Source organism: Kribbella sp. NPDC051770, from assembly GCF_040681455.1.
Taxonomy (GTDB): Bacteria; Actinomycetota; Actinomycetes; order Propionibacteriales; family Kribbellaceae; genus Kribbella.
In genome coordinates this window covers 194,885-210,524 of the sequence record NZ_JBFAYT010000011.1, presented here as the reverse complement: position 1 = coordinate 210,524, position 15,640 = coordinate 194,885, and the positions used below count along the sequence as shown (strand labels likewise).

Annotated in this window: 13 protein-coding genes; 6 read left to right on the top strand and 7 right to left on the bottom strand. The window is 69.8% G+C overall.

Annotation, left to right across the window (positions count from 1 at the left end):
• Positions 1–18 precede the first annotated feature (18 nt).
• The gene (locus AB0M01_RS31310; RefSeq protein ID WP_363675876.1) at positions 19–2,241 is read left to right on the top strand and encodes a CDP-glycerol glycerophosphotransferase family protein; all 2,223 of its coding nucleotides are present in this window, start codon (positions 19–21) and stop codon (positions 2,239–2,241) included.
• A 144-nt stretch (positions 2,242–2,385) separates the two neighbouring features.
• Positions 2,386–4,050: an arginine--tRNA ligase gene (gene argS, locus AB0M01_RS31305; RefSeq protein WP_363676011.1), complete on the top strand. Its 1,665-nt coding sequence runs from the start codon at positions 2,386–2,388 to the stop codon at positions 4,048–4,050.
• 4 nt (positions 4,051–4,054) lie between these two features.
• Here the strand turns inward: argS and AB0M01_RS31300 are convergent, their stop codons facing one another.
• Positions 4,055–4,642, bottom strand: a complete 588-nt coding sequence (locus AB0M01_RS31300; RefSeq protein WP_363675874.1) for a TetR/AcrR family transcriptional regulator — start codon at positions 4,640–4,642, stop codon at positions 4,055–4,057.
• Positions 4,643–4,746: 104 nt separating this feature from the next.
• On the opposite strand from AB0M01_RS31300, the gene AB0M01_RS31295 reads away from it, so the two are divergent.
• Entirely contained in the window at positions 4,747–5,730 is a 984-nt protein-coding gene (locus tag AB0M01_RS31295) for a GNAT family N-acetyltransferase (protein WP_363675872.1), read from the top strand.
• A gap of 99 nt (positions 5,731–5,829) precedes the next feature.
• On the opposite strand, the gene AB0M01_RS31290 is transcribed toward AB0M01_RS31295, so the two are convergent.
• Complete coding sequence (locus AB0M01_RS31290; protein ID WP_363675870.1) at positions 5,830–7,320, bottom strand: MFS transporter; 1,491 nt, start codon at positions 7,318–7,320, stop codon at positions 5,830–5,832.
• Positions 7,321–7,453: 133 nt separating this feature from the next.
• Here AB0M01_RS31290 and AB0M01_RS31285 point away from each other — a divergent pair, with 133 nt between their 5' ends.
• Positions 7,454–8,044 carry a helix-turn-helix domain-containing protein gene (locus AB0M01_RS31285; RefSeq protein ID WP_363675868.1) on the top strand — a complete coding sequence of 197 codons (591 nt, stop codon included), beginning with the start codon at positions 7,454–7,456 and terminating at the stop codon, positions 8,042–8,044.
• Here the strand turns inward: AB0M01_RS31285 and rfbD are convergent.
• The 3 genes from rfbD to AB0M01_RS31270 are packed head-to-tail and all read right to left on the bottom strand — an operon-like array spanning position 8,041 to position 11,701.
• On the bottom strand, positions 8,041–8,868 hold the full coding sequence (gene rfbD / locus AB0M01_RS31280; RefSeq protein ID WP_363675866.1) for a dTDP-4-dehydrorhamnose reductase: 828 nt from the start codon (positions 8,866–8,868) through the stop codon (positions 8,041–8,043). The two genes, AB0M01_RS31285 and rfbD, sit on opposite strands and share 4 nt — an antisense overlap.
• On the bottom strand, positions 8,865–9,428 hold the full coding sequence (locus AB0M01_RS31275) for a dTDP-4-dehydrorhamnose 3,5-epimerase family protein (protein ID WP_363675864.1): 564 nt from the start codon (positions 9,426–9,428) through the stop codon (positions 8,865–8,867). The genes rfbD and AB0M01_RS31275 overlap by 4 nt, the downstream gene beginning before the upstream one ends.
• On the bottom strand, positions 9,428–11,701 hold the full coding sequence (locus tag AB0M01_RS31270; protein WP_363675862.1) for a hypothetical protein: 2,274 nt from the start codon (positions 11,699–11,701) through the stop codon (positions 9,428–9,430). The genes AB0M01_RS31275 and AB0M01_RS31270 overlap by 1 nt, the downstream gene beginning before the upstream one ends.
• A gap of 181 nt (positions 11,702–11,882) precedes the next feature.
• Between AB0M01_RS31270 and AB0M01_RS31265 the strand changes: the two genes are divergently transcribed.
• Positions 11,883–12,566: a class I SAM-dependent methyltransferase gene (locus AB0M01_RS31265; RefSeq protein ID WP_363675860.1), complete on the top strand. Its 684-nt coding sequence runs from the start codon at positions 11,883–11,885 to the stop codon at positions 12,564–12,566.
• A 57-nt stretch (positions 12,567–12,623) separates the two neighbouring features.
• The gene (locus AB0M01_RS31260; protein WP_363675859.1) at positions 12,624–13,352 is read left to right on the top strand and encodes a glycosyltransferase family 2 protein; all 729 of its coding nucleotides are present in this window, start codon (positions 12,624–12,626) and stop codon (positions 13,350–13,352) included.
• 64 nt (positions 13,353–13,416) lie between these two features.
• On the opposite strand, the gene AB0M01_RS31255 is transcribed toward AB0M01_RS31260, so the two are convergent.
• Both AB0M01_RS31255 and AB0M01_RS31250 read right to left on the bottom strand, forming a co-directional pair.
• Positions 13,417–14,376, bottom strand: a complete 960-nt coding sequence (locus tag AB0M01_RS31255; RefSeq protein ID WP_363675857.1) for a YafY family protein — start codon at positions 14,374–14,376, stop codon at positions 13,417–13,419.
• A 25-nt stretch (positions 14,377–14,401) separates the two neighbouring features.
• Positions 14,402–15,607 carry a DUF2786 domain-containing protein gene (locus tag AB0M01_RS31250; protein WP_363675855.1) on the bottom strand — a complete coding sequence of 402 codons (1,206 nt, stop codon included), beginning with the start codon at positions 15,605–15,607 and terminating at the stop codon, positions 14,402–14,404.
• Positions 15,608–15,640: the final 33 nt, after the last annotated feature.

Here is a 15,640-nt window from a genome sequence, read left to right as displayed (position 1 = left end):
ACCCTAGGATGGCGTCCCATGGCCAGCAGCACCGACTCCGCTCCCCGGTTCAGCATCGTGGTTCCGTGCCACAACGTGCGGCCGTGGTTGCGGCCGTGCCTGGACTCGGTGCTCGGGCAGTCGTTCACCGACTTCGAGGTGATCGGGGTGGACGGTGCCAGCTCCGACGGCACCGGCCGGATCCTGGCCGAGTACGCCGCCGCGGACCCGCGGGTGCGGGTGGTCACGCTGACCGAGGACATCGGGCTCGGCCCGACCCGGAACGCCGGCATGAAGGAGTGCCGCGGCGACTACGTGCTCTTCCTGGACGCCGACGACCTCTACACCCCGGGCTCGCTGCAGGCGCTGGCCGAGCGGATCGACGCCACCGACCGCCCGGACCTGCTGATCTTCGACTACGAGCGGATCTTCTGGGACGGCCGCGTGGTCCGCAACCAGCGCCACGACGCGTTCGCCCGCGAGGGCGAGGGCGTCTTCACCGCCGCCGAACGCCCGGTCTTCCTGACCTTCCTCGAGCTGGTCTGGAACAAGGCCTACCGCCGCGACTTCCTCACCCTGCACGGCCTGGCCTTCACCGCCGGGTACTACGAGGACGCGCCCTGGACCTACTCGACGATGCTGGTCGCCGAGCGGATCGCCACCCTGGACCGGGTCGTCGTGCACTACCGCCAGCACCGCACCGGCGGCAACATCCACGGCACCCGGACCCGCCGCCAGTTCGACATCTTCGACCAGTACGACCGGGTGCACGCGTTCATCACCTCCGACCCGGAGCTGGCCGGCTGGCGCAAGTTCGCGTTCGACCGGTCGCTGGACCACATCCTGGCCGTGCTGGCCAAGCCGGAGCGCCTCGATCCGGAGGACCGGGCCGAGTTCTTCCACACCGCGCACGCCTTCGCCAAGCGCTGGAAGCCCGACGGGTACGCCGCCGACCGGACCAGCCGCGGGTTCAAGCGCTGGATGCTGATCCACGACGACTACGCGACGTACTCGACGCTCAAGGTGACCGGCAAGATGCTGCACGTGCCGAGCCCGCGCAAGGCGGTCGGCAAGCTCCTGCACCGCGGCGACCCGGACCCGAACCTGGCCCTGTACGGCGCCTACTGGTTCAAGCAGTTCGCCTGCAGCCCGCGGGCGATCTACGAGAAGGCCGCCGAGCTGGTCCCCCAGCTGCGCGGGGTCTGGGCGATCGACGCGGACCACGTGCAGGCGATCCCGGAGGGGGTCGAGTACGTGGTGGCCGGCTCCCCGGCGTACGAGAAGCTGGTGCACCGGGCCAAGTACTTCGTCAGCAACATGAACCTGCCGAAGGAGCTGGACAAGCGCGACGGGCAGGTCCACGTGCAGACCCAGCACGGGACGCCGCTGAAGACGATGGGCACCGATCTGCGGCACTACCCGCGGGCGGCCCAGGACCTCGACCTGGACGAGCTGATGCGCCAGGTCGACCGCTGGGACTTCAACATCTCCTCGAACCGGTACTCCTCGGAGATCTGGGAGCGCACCTACCCGGCGCATTTCGAGGAGCTGGAGACCGGCTTCCCGCGCAACGACCGGCTGCTCACCGCGACCCTCGACGAGGTCCGGGCGATCCGCGCCGGGTTCGGCTTCGACGACTCGAACCTGGTCGTCCTGTACGCCCCGACCTGGCGCGACGCCAAGGACGCGGTCCGTACGCCGTCCGGCCTGATCGACCTCGGCGGCGACGGCATCCACGTCGACCTCAACCGGCTGGCGGCGGCCGCCGGGGAGAACGGGCGGGTGCTGGTCCGGACCCACTACTCGCTGGCCAAGGGCGCGCCCGCGACGCACTCCGACCGGGTCGTCGACGTGTCCGAGCACCCGCGGGTCGAGGACCTGATGCTCGCGGCCGACGTCCTGATCTCGGACTACTCGTCGATCAGCTTCGACTACGCGAACCTGGACCGGCCGATCGTGCTGCTGGTCGACGACCTCGACTTCTACGACAACACCCGCGGGACCTACTTCGACATCACCGAGTTCCCGCCGGGGCTGGTCGCGCGCTCGGCCGACGAGCTGTTCTCGGCGCTGCAGACCGGGCGGTTCGCGGCGGCCGAGGCGGCCAAGCACCGGCAGCTGTTCCGGGAGCGGTTCTGCGAGTACGACGACGGGCTGGCCGCCGAGCGGGTGGTGCGGCGGGTGTTCCTCGGGGAGACCGAGCTGCCGGCGATCGTGCCGCTGGGCGAACGGAAACCCGCTCCCTCGGCGTACCGGGCGTAGGGCATACTGGGCGACATGTCGACGAGCCCGGTGACCGCGCGCGGTCGCCTCGGCCTGCGACGACGACGCACTGTCTGAACACCTCAGTCCTGTTCCGGTGCCTCGTTTCTCCAAGGATGTCTCGTGTCTGTTGTCGTCTCTGTTCTGTCTGCGCGGCTGTCTGCTGCGGCCTTCGCTGCGTTCGGGGTGAGTGTCGATCCCGAGCTGCGGGCCGCGACCAAGCCTGAGTTCGGGCACTTTCAGACGAGTTTGGCGTTGCGGTTGGCGAAGCAGCTGCAGCGGTCTCCGCGAGAGATCGCCGAGCAGCTGGTCGCACAGGTGGACGTGAGCGACCTGGGCCGACTTGAGATCGCAAGGCCGGGATTCGTCAACATCACGTTGTTGCCGGAGACATTGGCTGCAGGAGTCAACGACCTCGAGAAGAGTGAGCCGGGCAGCGGCAAGCGGGTCGTCGTCGACTACTCGCAGCCCAACGTCGCCAAGCAGATGCACGTCGGGCACCTCCGCTCGACGGTGATCGGCGACGCCCTCTGCAACGTGCTGACCTACGCCGGGTACGACGTCGTCCGGCAGAACCACGTCGGCGACTGGGGCACCCAGTTCGGGATGATGGTCGAGCAGCTCCTCGACGAGCAGGCTCCGGTCGAGGAGCTCGACCTGGACGAGATGCAGCTGCTCTACCAGCGGTCGCGGAGACACTTCGACAGCGACCCGGCGTTCGCCGACCTGGCCCGGCGGCGGGTTGTGCTGCTGCAGTCCGGCGACCCCGAGACCAGGGGCATCTGGCAACAGCTGGTGGACATCTCGCTGACCGAGTTCGACCGGGTCTACACGCTGCTCGGCTCACCGCTGACGCACGACGACGTGGTCGGCGAGAGCGCGTACAACGACGCGCTGCCGGGAGTGGTCGACGACCTGCAGCAGGCCGGGCTGCTCACCGAGTCCGACGGTGCCCAGTGCGCGTTCCTCGACGGGTTCACCGGGCGCGACGGGACTCCGTTGCCGGTGATCGTGCGGAAGTCCGACGGCGGCTTCGGCTACAGCGCGACCGACCTGGCCGCCGTACGGCACCGGGTCCGGGACCTGCACGCCGACCGGATCGTGTACGTCGTGGACCACCGGCAGTCGCTGCACTTCCAGCAGATCTTCGCGCTCGCCCGGGCCGCCCACTGGTTGCCTGACACAACAACGGCCGAGCACGTCGCGTTCGGCACCGTGCTCGGCCCGGACGGCAAGCCGTTCAAGACCCGGGACGGCGGCACGGTCTACCTGGTCTCCCTGCTCGACGCCGCCGTCGCCAAGGCCGCCACGCTACTCGCCGACCGGGACGGCATCGACCGGGACGCCGTGGCCCGGGCGGTCGGGATCGGCGCGGTGAAGTACGCCGACCTGTCCAGCGACCGGACCAACGACTACGTCTTCGACCTGGACCGGATGGTCGCGATGACCGGCAACACCGGCCCGTACCTGCAGTACGCGCATGCCCGGCTGACGAGACTGCTCACCAAGGCCGGTCACAGAGCAGACAAGGTCACCACACTGACCGAGCCCGCCGAGCAGCGGCTGGCTCTGCTGCTCACCGGGTTCGACGACGCCGTCCAGCAGGTGGCCGAGACCCTGCAGCCGCACCGGCTCTGCACCTACCTGTACGACGTGGCGACAGCGTTGTCGGCGTTCTACGAGTCCTGCCCGGTCCTCACCAGCGAGGGCGAGACCCGCAGCAGCCGGCTGGCGCTGTGCGCCGCGACGCGCGGCGTACTGCACGACGGTCTGGCCCTGCTGGGCATGACAGCGCCCGACGCGATGTGAGCGCTCAGAGCTTGCGGAGGGTCTGCAGCGCCTCGATCGAGTGCGCGACCAGATCCTGGTCGGTGATCCGGCGCTCGCCCTCGGGCAGCCCGGACCACTCGATCGCCAGGTCCTCGACGTACGCGAACCAGGCGTGCACCCGCATCCGCTCCTGCGCGGCCGGCTCGCGGTCGGCCTCGGGGACGTCGAGCAGCGCCAGCACCCGCTCGGCCATCGTGTCGCGGGTCTGCGCGTACACCTCGACGGCGTAGTCGTCACCGCCGGCGGCACCGCGGACGAACGAGATGTAGGCGCGCCGGCGGCGGGTGATGAACGCGACGAAGGCCAGCAGCATCTCGCGCAGCTGCTCGTCGCGCGGGCGGGAGGCGTCCGGCTTGGTCAGCCGCAGCAGCCGGCGGCCGGCCGCCGAGATCACGGCCAGGTAGTAGTCGTGCTTGCTCGGGAAGTACTGGAAGAGCAGGCTGCGGGAGATCCCGGCCTCGCTCACGATCGCGTCGATCGACAGCTCGTGGATCGGCTGCTCGCGCAGCATCATCAGGCCGATCCGGACCAGTTGCTTCTTGCGGTCCTCCGCCGACATTCCGTGATCCATTCGTCGAGCATTGCTCAAGAGCTATAGGGGGGTCAAGGCAGCCACCACGGGGTTGACCGGTAATTGAGGTGCTGCGGCACCGGCACCGCCTCTACCTTCGGGACATGGGTAACGACGAGGGGTGGCCGGCCGGGCTCGAGGCCCGGCCGATCGAGAAGGACGACGCGGCCGCGTGGGCCGAGCTGCTGGCGGCCAAGGAGAAGGTGGACGCCGAGGGGGAGAACTACAACGCCGACGACCTGCTCGAGGAGCTGGCCGACCCGAGCCTGGACGCGGCGCGCGACTCGATCGGTGTCTGGTCCGGCGAGCAGATGGTTGCGTACGGCGTCGTCCGGGCGCCGGACGAGGTGGTCGACGTGCACCGCGTCCGCACCGAGGGGACCGTGCACCCGGAGTGGCGTGGGCGCGGGATCGGCAGCGTGCTGGTGCCGTGGCTGAACCGCCGGGCCGCCGAGCTACACCAGGAGCGGCAGCCGGGCGCCGTGGGCGAGATCAACACCGGCGCGATCGAGACGAACACCAGCGCGCTCGACCTGCTGACCGGCTTCGGCTTCGAGCGCTGCCGGTACTTCTTCTCGATGGAGCGCGATCTGGCCAAGCCGGTCGAGGTGCCGCCGGTGCCGGAGGGGTTGCGGCTGGTCGCCTTCAGCCCGGCGTACGACGAGACGTTGCGGGTGGCGCACAACGAGGTGTTCATGGACCACTGGGGGTCCTCGCCGAAGAGCCCGGAGAGCTGGAAGACCTGGTTCACCGGCTCCCGCGCCTTCCGGCCGGCGCTCGCGTACCTGGTGATGGACGGTGACGAGGTGGTCGCCTACACGCTCGGCTACGAGTACGTCGCCGACACCGAGGCGACCGGGATCCGCGAGGTGTACGTCGGCCAGGTCGGCACCAAGCGGTCGCACCGGGGCCGCGGGCTGGCCGCGGTGGCGCTGGCCAAGGTGATGGCCGAGGCCGCTGCGGACGGGTTCCAGCGGGCGTCGCTCGGCGTCGACGCGGAGAACCCGACCGGCGCGCTCGGGCTGTACGAGCGGCTCGGGTACACGACCAAGAACACCTGGATCACCCACCGGCTTCCGCTGGGGTGAACGTCCACCACCCACTAACCTCCTGCGGCGGCCTGTTTGTAGGCCGCCGCAGGCGGGGCACGCAGTCCGCGGCGCAGGTTAGTGGGTGGTGGGCGTCCGTCAGAAGTGCGAGTCCACCGCGACCGGCTCTACCGCAGCCGGTTCGGTCGCGGTGCCGGGCCGCGTGCTGCGGCGACGGGTCCACGGCCGCACGCCGAGGACGATCACCAGCAGCGTCAGCGCGGCGTACACCGCCGAGCCGATGAACGCGGCGTGCACGCCGTCGGTGAGGATCTCGCGGGCCGCGTCGGCCGGGTTCGTCGTCGACGGGGTCGCGTTGCGGCTCGCCGTACCGAAGACGGTGACCAGGATGCCGAGGCCCAGCGCGCCGCCGACCTGCTGCAGTACGTTGAGCAGGCCCGAGGCGGCGCCCGCATCCTCCGCCGGTACGCCGGACAGCGCGCGCCCGGTCAGCGGGATGAAGATCAGCCCGGCGCCGGCGCCGAACAGGATCAGCGGCCCGACCACACCGCCCAGGTAGCTGCTGTCGATGGTGATCCGGGTCAGCCAGAGCATGCCGGCCGTCACCGAGACCGCACCGGCGATCATCATCAGCCCGTTGTCGATCCGGCCGGTCAGCCGCGGCACGATCCGCGACGACGCGAACAGCAGCCCGGTCATCGGCAGGAACGCGAGCCCGGCGGCCAGCGGGCTGAACTTCAGCACCCCCTGCAGGTACTGGGTGAGGAAGAAGAACATCCCGAACATCGTCCCGACCACCAGCAGCATCGTCAGGTACGACGCCACCCGGTCGGCGTTCCGGAACATCCGCAGCGGCACGATCGGGTGGCTGACCCGGCGCTCGACCAGCACGAAGACGACCAGCAGCGCGACCCCGGCCGCGAACGACGCGAGCACCTCGGGCGAGCTCCAGCCCTTCTCGGCGACCCGGATGAACCCGAAGACCAGCGCGGTGATGCCGACCGTCGAGGTGAGCGCGCCGGCCACGTCGAAGCGGCCCGGCTCGCGCGGCGTCTCGGTCAGGACGCGGCGGGCCACGATCACCAGCGCGATTCCGATCGGGATGTTGATGAACAGGCCCCAGCGCCACGACACCCAGTCGGTCAGCATGCCGCCGACGACCAGGCCGATGCTGGCGCCGCCGGAGGAGACCAGGCTGTAGAGGCCGAGCGCCTTCATCCGCTCCGGCCCTTCCTTGAAGGTGAGCATCAGCAGGGTGAGCGCGGCCGGCGCGGCGATCGCGCCGCCGATGCCCTGCAGGACCCGGGCGGCGAGCAGCAGCTCGGCGGTCGGGGCCAGTCCGCCGAGGGCGGAGGCGAGGGTGAAGACGCTGACGCCGGTGATGAAGACCCGGCGGCGGCCGAGCAGGTCGCCGGCCCGGGCGCCGAGCAGCAGCAGGCCGCCGAAGGCGAGCGCGTAGGCGTTCTGCACCCAGGACAGGTTGGCCGGGCTGAAGTCGAGGGCGGTCTGGATCTTGGGCATCGCGATGTTCACCACGGTGCCGTCGAGGATCACCATCAGCTGGGTGATCACGATCACCGCCAGGACGACACCGGGTCGTCTGGCGGGTGCGGCAGAGGTCGCTGACATGAAGAGCTCTTGCTCCTTACCCCGGAGGGGCTAGAGTTGGTTCCGAAGAAAGTGGAGTGTTCCTCCGGATACGATACGGAGGGCGCCTCCGGTTTTTCAAGGGCTTTTCCACGCCGAGATCCGAGGAGGTCGGATGAGCACGTCCGCGCAGCAGCGCCCCCCGCTGCCCGACCTGCGCCCGACCCGGGCCGACGCCCGGCGCAACTACGACCTGCTGGTCGCGGCCGCCCGCGAGGCGTTCGCCGAGACCGGCACCGACACCTCGCTGGAGGAGATCGCCCGCCGGGCCGGTGTCGGGATCGGGACGCTCTACCGGCGCTTCCCGAACCGGTGCGCCCTGCTCGAGGCGGTCTACGTCGACGAGATCCAGTCGGTCTGCGACCGGGCGTACGGGTTCCACGAGCAGCTCGCGCCGTTCGAGGCGCTGGCCTCCTGGATGCGCAGCTTCGTCGGCTACAACGTGTCGAAGAAGAGCCTGGCCCACGAGCTGACCAGCGCCCTGGGCAAGGACTCGGAGTTCTTCAAGGCCTGCAAGATGAACGTGAAGGACGCCGGCGGCCTGCTGATCGACACCGCCAAGGCGGCCGGCGCGGTCCGCGCCGACCTGGAGCTGATGGACGTGATGCGGCTGATCGGCAGCATCTCGTCGCTGCCCGGGATCGAGCCGGAGCAGGCCGAGCGGATGCTCGACATCGTGCTCGCGGGGATCAAGCCCCAGGCTTAGAGCGTCTTCAGGTAATCGGCCAGGGCTTCGCGCCAGTCGCGCATGGTGATCCCGGCCGACTCCAGCGCGGACAGGTCGAGTGCGCTGTTCGACGGCCGCGGCGCGATCGTCTTGCCCTGGGCGTACTCCTCGGAGCTGATCGGCCGCACCTTGCAGGAGCTGCCTTCGAGGATCGCCGCGGCGAAGTCGGCCCAGGAGACCACGTCACCCGCGCCGGTCGCGTGATACGTGCCGGACGGCGCACCGCTGTCCAGCAGCGCGACCAGCGCCGCCGCCAGGTCCACCGTGTACGTCGGCCGCCCGTACTGGTCGTCGACCACGGTCAGCTCGTCGCGGTCGGCGCCGAGCCGCAGCATCGTCTTCACGAAGTTCGGCCCGTCCCCGAAGACCCAGCTGGTCCGCACCACGTAGTACGCCGGGCTCAGCCGCGCCGCCAGCTCCCCGGCGGCCTTGGTGATCCCGTAGACGCCCTGCGGGTCGATCCGGTGCTCGGCGGCCAGGAACCCCTCGCCGTCGCCGAACACGTAGTCGGTGCTGACATGCACCAGCGGGACGTCCAGCCGGCGCGCCTCCCAGGCCAGGTTCGCGACCCCGTTGGCGTTCACGTTCCAGGCGGCCAGCGTGCTCTCGGCGTCCTCGGCCTTGTCGACCGCGGTCCACGCCGCGGCGTTCACGATCGCGGTGATCCCGGACCAGTCGAACGCGTCCAGCGCCTCACGCGACGTGATGTCCAGCTCGGCCGACGTCACCGCCGTTGCCTCAGGCAACTGGTGTGCCAGCGCCTTCCCGAGCTGGCCGCCGGCCCCGGTGATCAGGATCGTCATACGAGATCCCAGTCCACGCGGATCGGTTCGACGGTCTCCAGCATCGGGTGCCCGGCGTCCTTCTCGCTGTAGATCAGCTGATCCTTCGGCAGCGGCCACTGCACGTCCAGCTGCGGGTCGAACAGGTTCACCAGCGTGTACTTGGCGTCCGGCGACCAGTGTGCGTTGACCAGGTAGTTGTAGACCGTGTTCGGCTCCAGCGTGCAGAACGAGTTGCCGCAGCCGCGCGGGACGTACAGGCCCTGCCGCGGCGTCAGCTCGAAGGTCTCCAGCCGGCCGAAGCCGGGGCCCTCGCGCAGGTCGACGATCGCGGTGAACACCTTCCCGTACGCCGGGGAGATGTACTTGTCCCACGGCTCGGCGTGGATCCCGCGGGTGACACCGACCTCGGCGTTGAAGGAGACGTTGTTCTGCACTACCTCGAGGTGCGGCAGGCCGAGCTTCTCCAGCTTCTCGGCCTGGAAGCTCTCCTTGAACCAGCCGCGGCCGTCGTCGAAGACCTGCAGCTCGACGTGCAGCAGCCCCGGGATGCTGGTCTCGGTCAGGGTCGGTCCGGTCATCATCCTGCCTCGGTGAACTCGTAGACGGCGGCACTGCCGTTGCGGTAGCGCTCCTTGGCGAACGGCTCGAGCGTGTCCGCGTGCGGTCGGGTGAACTCGACGTAGATCCAGCGGACGCCGAGGTCCTTGAGCTGCTGGGCCTTGGCCGCGTCCGGCTGGGCGACGAAACTGTCGTTCAGCTGCAGGATCTCAGGCTTCCAGTAGTCGACGGTGATCGAGTCGCGGCCCTCGGGGCCGCGCTTGTTCGCCTCGACGGTCGGCGTCCAGGCCTCGACCAGCATCTGCCGCTCGGAGAACGCGCCGACCACGAACCGCCGGCTGTCGCACTTCTTCGGCTCGATCGGCGTCGTGCAGTGCCGGTTCGTCATCACCACGTCGTTCACGTCGGAGTGGTCGCGGATGAACCGGGCCGCGGCGATCTGCTCGGTGCCGACCGCCAGGTACGCCGTCGACTTCACCGGCCGCAGCGGCAGCACCGGCGTGGCCTCGATCTGGATCCGGGTCACCATCGTGACGCCGCCGGCCAGGATCGCGACCGTGATCGCGGCGAAGAACGCGGTGAACCGCATCCGCGGGGTGAGGAACCAGGCGACCGCGCCGGCCGCGACGAGCACGGCCAGGGCGACCACGATCATCTTGGTCATGTGGATCAGGCCGCCGTGGTTGGGCTGGATCAGCCCGATCGTCCAGATCGGCAGCAGGACGAAGAACGGGCCGAAGGCCAGGCCGATCAGCACCGCGCGCCACCAGCGGCTCTGCAGCTCGCGGACCATGGTGACCAGACCGACCGCGGAGCCGATCGCGAGCAGCGGGCCCGCCGTACGGGCGAAGTAGTACTGACTGGCGCCCGGGTGGCTGAAGACCGCGACCGCTGCGGCGCCGGCGAAGCCGCCGCCCAGCAGCAGCCAGGTCGCCGGGTCGCGGCGGCCCTCGGCGGTCTTGAGCCGCCAGAGCAGGCCGGTACCGCGCGCGAGGATCGCCAGTACGGCGACCAGCGACGAGAACGCCATCGAGGTGGTGGTGATGGCGCCGACCCGGGTGATCGCCGGGGTGGACATCGCCGCGTCGTGGAACTGGACGTGCAGCCCGGAATCCGAACCCTGGAACACCACGACCAGCGCGACGATCAGCGCGCCCGCGGTCAGTACGCCGTCCAGGAACAGACCCTTGAGCCGCGAGCGGTCGAACAGGATCATCACCACGAAGGCGAGCCCGACACCGGCCACGACCAGCGGCATCGTCGAGCCCTTGGTGCCCGACGCGGTCAGCGCCAGCAGCGGAATCAGCAGCAGGCCGACGCGGCCCATCTGGTTGCGCCAGCGGAAGACCAGCAGGATCACGATCGCGATCAGCAGCGGGACGGACGGCGCGAGGCTCGGCGACAGTGGAGCCATCGGGTAGCCCAGCGTGGTCAGGCCGAAGACGTTCAGCTCGGAGCCCGCGATGCACAGCAGGGCGGCGACCGGACCGGTCCACGCGACGCCGGTGATCCGAACCGCGGCGATCGCCACGACCAGCACGATGGCCAGCGGCATCAGTGCCGGCATGAAGCGGAACAGCACCTCGTCCAGACCGATGCCGGAGACCGTCGCCACCTGAGCGATCCATGCGTGGCTGAACCAGTGGTAGGCCATCGGGGCGTTCTCGACCCAGGGGAAGCTGATCGGGCCGCGGTGCTGCAGCTGCCCGGACATCGCCAGGTGCAGGTAAGCGTCGATGTACGGCGCCCGGAAGCCGCTGGCCCACTCGAGCGGCTCACGGTTGTAGTACTGCCGCAGGTCCTGCAGGCCGAACAGCGAGGTCGCTGCCACCGCAGGCATCCACCACAGCGGCAGGCTGCTCGTCCGCACCCGCCGGATCCGCGCCCGGCTGCGCGGAACCGCCAGCAGCACGACGGCCAGCAGCAGCGGCAACGTCGCCGACAGCCACGGCCACTGCAGCAGACCGGCCACGATCTGCGCCCCGATCGCCAGCATGAAGCCGACGGCCAGGCCCATCATCACGTCCTCGATCCACCAGCCCCGGTTGGGACGGACGCACCGCCACACCAGGACTCCCGGCAGCAACTGCGTCACCACGAGTCCCAGCAGGCCCAGAACTGCTGCGCTGGCAGGTAGATCGGCCCGGACGGCGGTGGTCAGGAAGAACGCGACCGCCAGCAGCAGCACCAGCGCACTGACCGCGGTGGAGGGCCACCGGCCGAACCGCGACTCGGTCTTCTTCTCCGGAGGTGTCGTCGCGGCAGGGGACGACAACTCGGCGGTCTGTGACATCAAAGCTCCTGACAAACGGGAATCACGCACAGTGCACGGGCCGGGGCGCGGCGGCCGGGTCGGGCAGCAGCATAGCCCCGTCGCCAGGGCAGCCAGACGCCGTCGGGGGGCATCTAACCCGCCGCGCTGGTAGGGTGACCCGCTGATGCGCGCACGGCGCACGCTTCCGAGGAGAGTTATCTTGTCCGACGATCCCCTCGCCCAAACCCCGCAGAGCGGCGAGCCGGACGGCACGTACGTGTCGAACTACTTCGAAACCCGTCTGGCGCACAACGCGAACCGGACGAAGATCTGGCAGCACCTGTGCAAGTACCTGCAGAAGTGGGTCAGCACGGACGCCGAGGTCCTCGAGCTCGGAGCGGGCTGGTGCGACTTCTCGAACAACGTGCAGGCCAAGCGCGTCGTCGCGATGGATCTCGACAGCACGGTGGACCGCGCCGCCGCCGCGCACGTCGAGCCGGTGATCGGTGACTGCACCGACCTGGGCAAGTTCGAGGACGCGACCTTCGACGTCGTGTTCGCCTCGAACCTGCTGGAGCACCTGGACCGGGACTCCTCGAACCGGCTGCTCGGTGAGGCCAAGCGGGTACTGCGGCCCGGCGGCCGGCTGATCCTGATGCAGCCGAACTTCCGGCTCAACCCGGGCCGGTACTTCGACGACTTCACCCACGTCGCGATCTTCACCGACCAGTCCCTGCAGGACTACCTGGTCGCCGAGGGCTGGAAGATCGACGCGGTCAAGGCGAAGTTCATGCCTTTGACGCTGAAGTCCAAAGGCGGCAACCTGACCTTCGTGGTGCCGTGGTACCTGCGCTCGCCGATCAAGCCGCTGGCCGGGCAGATGCTCGTCGTCGCGTCCCGCTGACCCGAATCCGGAAAATCCGATAGGTGCAGAAACGTGTTCAACGGTAAAACACTGTCCGTGGTCCTTCCGACCTACAACGAGAAGGACAGCATCGCCGACGTCATCCGCCGCTTCGACAAGCTCGGCGTGGTCGACGACATCCTGGTGATCAACAACAACGCGGCCGAGGGCACCTCCGAGGAGGTCGCCTCGACCAACGCGCGGGAGATCATCGAGACCACCCAGGGTTACGGGGCGGCGATCCGGCGCGGGCTGCGCGAGGTCGACACCGACCTGGTCTGCGTCTGCGAGCCGGACGGCACGTTCAACCCCGAGGACCTGCTGAAGCTGCTGTCGTTCTCGGCCGAGTGCGACGTCGTGGTCGGCTCCCGGACCGTCTCGAACTTCATCTGGGACGGCGCCAACATGGGCTGGTTCCTGCAGTTCGGCAACTGGGCCGTCGCCAAGATGCTCGAGGTGCTGTTCAACACCGCCTCGATGAGCGACGTCGGCTGCACCTTCCGGGTGATCACCCGCGAGCACGTCCGGACCATCTCGGACCGGGCCACGCTGAACGGCTCGGCCTTCGGCCTGGAGATGCTGCTGACCTCGGTCGTCACCCGGGCCCGGATGGTGCAGATCCCGGTGAACTACCACCCGCGGGTCGGTGTCTCCTCGGTGACCGGCGACTTCGGCAAGACCGTCTCGCTCGGCCTGGAGATGATCCGGCTGATCCTGAAGACCCGGCTGAAGACGATCGGCCGCCGCCCGCGCCGCGCGACGACCACGGCCAACGCCACCGTCTGACCCGGTCAGCACCTCGGCGCAGCACCTCGTAGCGTCCGAAGAAACTCGCAGCGTTCTTCGGACGCTACGGGGTCTTGGTGGCCTCGAGGAGGCGATACGCGAGGGTTTCGAGGGCGGTCCTGAGCTCCGGGGGTTCGACGACCTGGAACGGGACGCGGACGAAGGCCAGGCGTTCGGCGTACCAGTCGGGGTCGTCGGTGCTGCCGGTCAGGCGGGAACGGTTCGGGCCGAGCTCCTCGAGGCGGCCGAGGCTGCCGGGGATGCAGCGGGCGATCTGCTCGGCGCCTGCCTCGAAGACGACCTCGACCGGGTGCCGCCAGCCCGCCGAGAGGTGGTCCTGGACGGCCTGGGCCGGGTCGAGGTCGTCGGGCGGGGTGAAGGTGTCGGGCAGCGGCTCGGCGGAGACGATCCGGTCGATCCGGAGCACCCGCTGGGCGTCCTTGGTGTGCGACCAGCCCAGCAGGTACCAGCGGCCGTGCCGGACGCTGACCGCCCACGGGTCGATGTCCATGCCGAACGGCTCCGGGTCGCACTCGCCGCGGCGGTAGCCGAGCCGGAGCCGGTGGTGATCCGTGCACCCCCGTACGACGGCCGCCGTGATCTCCGGGTCCGGCATCGCGAGCCGCGTCGACGGCGGGATCATCGCGCGGATCGCGTCCGCCGGGCCGGCCACGTCGGTCGGCAGCACCCGGATGATCTTGGCCAGCGCGCTCCCGGCCGGCGCGGTCACGTCGGACACGCTGTGGTGCCCGCCGAGCGCGGCCATCATCAGCCCGAGCGCCTCGGCGGTCGAGAACATCAGCGGCGGCACCCGGAAGCCGCGGCCGATCCGGTAGCCGCCGTACCGGCCGGAGGTGGACTCGATCGGGATGCCGGCCTCGCGCAGGATCCCGACGTACCGGCGGGCCGCCCGGTCGGTGACACCGAGCCGGCGGCCGAGCCGCTCGCCGGTGATGCCCGGGCTGTTCTGGATCAGCTCCAGCGCCAGCAGCGCCTTGGCTGTCGGGCTCGCTTCCTCGTCCATCCCGATCCCCCTCCGCCAGCCCAGGTTAACGCGTGACCGGGCGGCGGGTGTCGAGCTGCGCCAGGTCGGCGGCGGTCAGGCCCGCGTGCCAGCCGGCGCCGTTGGTGATCCTGGTCCGGCGGGTGACCGTCTCGGGGAACAGCTTGGTGAACAGCGCGTCCACCTGCTGCTCACGGCGGCTCAGGACCGGGAGCAACCGGTCCTGGTCGGCCTCCGGTACGGCGGACCGCGCGGCGTCGGCGGTGGCCTGCAGGCGCTCGCCGATCCGCTGTGCGTAGGCCATCAGGAAGGACTGCCGGAACGAGCGGGTCCGGGACTCACCGCGATGCCCGAAGTGTTTGCCCGCGGCAAGCATCGCGCGGTTGGCCTGGACCAGCAGCGAGGTGGCCAGCAGCTCGGTCAGCTGCAGGTCGAGCTCGGCGCCGACGATCGTCACCACGGCGAGCTGGTCCATCGTCACGGTCCGGCAGCCGTTGGCATCGGCAACGACCCCGACGAGCTGCGCTTTCGCTGTCACGTAAGGGGTTTCGACCCAGATCCGGCGGGCGCCGGAGTCGTCGGGCAGGTCAAGGTCCGGGCCCGCGTCGAGCAGCGCGTGGTCGAGCGAGAACTTCGCCATCAGCTCCTGCGCCTTGCCCGACAGCGCCTCCGCCTCGTCCGGGAACTCGGTCGCCTCGGCCTTCGCCAGCAGCGCGCGGACGCGGGCAAGCATCTTCCGGTCGGTCCCGGATGTCTGCGGGCGCGCCGCTGCCTTCTGCTGGGGCGTGCCGGGCAACGGGAACAGCCGCGCCAGGGATGGCAGCCGGTACAGGAAATTCGCGATCCGGAGCGCCAGATCGAGCGTCAGGTACCGCCCGATCCGCTGCTCGGCCGCCCATGCGGTCAGATCGAGTTCGGCGAACGGGTGCACCAGCCCGAAATCGGCCAACTGCTCCGACCAGCGCGAGTCCAACGTCTTCGGCTTGTACGCCCGGTGCTCGGCGCCGATCACCGCGGTCAGCAGCGGCTCGACCGCCGGCTCCAGCTGCCGCCGGGCATGCTGTACGACGTCCGCCGGCGCCCAGCCACGCTCCCACGTCGTACGGGTGAGGTCGACGAGGTAGCCACGGACGACCCGGTCGACCAACTGCTGGTCCTGCTCGTCGTACCGGCCGAGCTCGGCGAGCTGCGCCTCGGGATCCTCAGAGACCGTCGCCACCTGCAGAACCTGCAGCACCTCCGCTTCGCTCACACCTGCCAGTCTCTCAGGCTGCCTGAAGAGCTG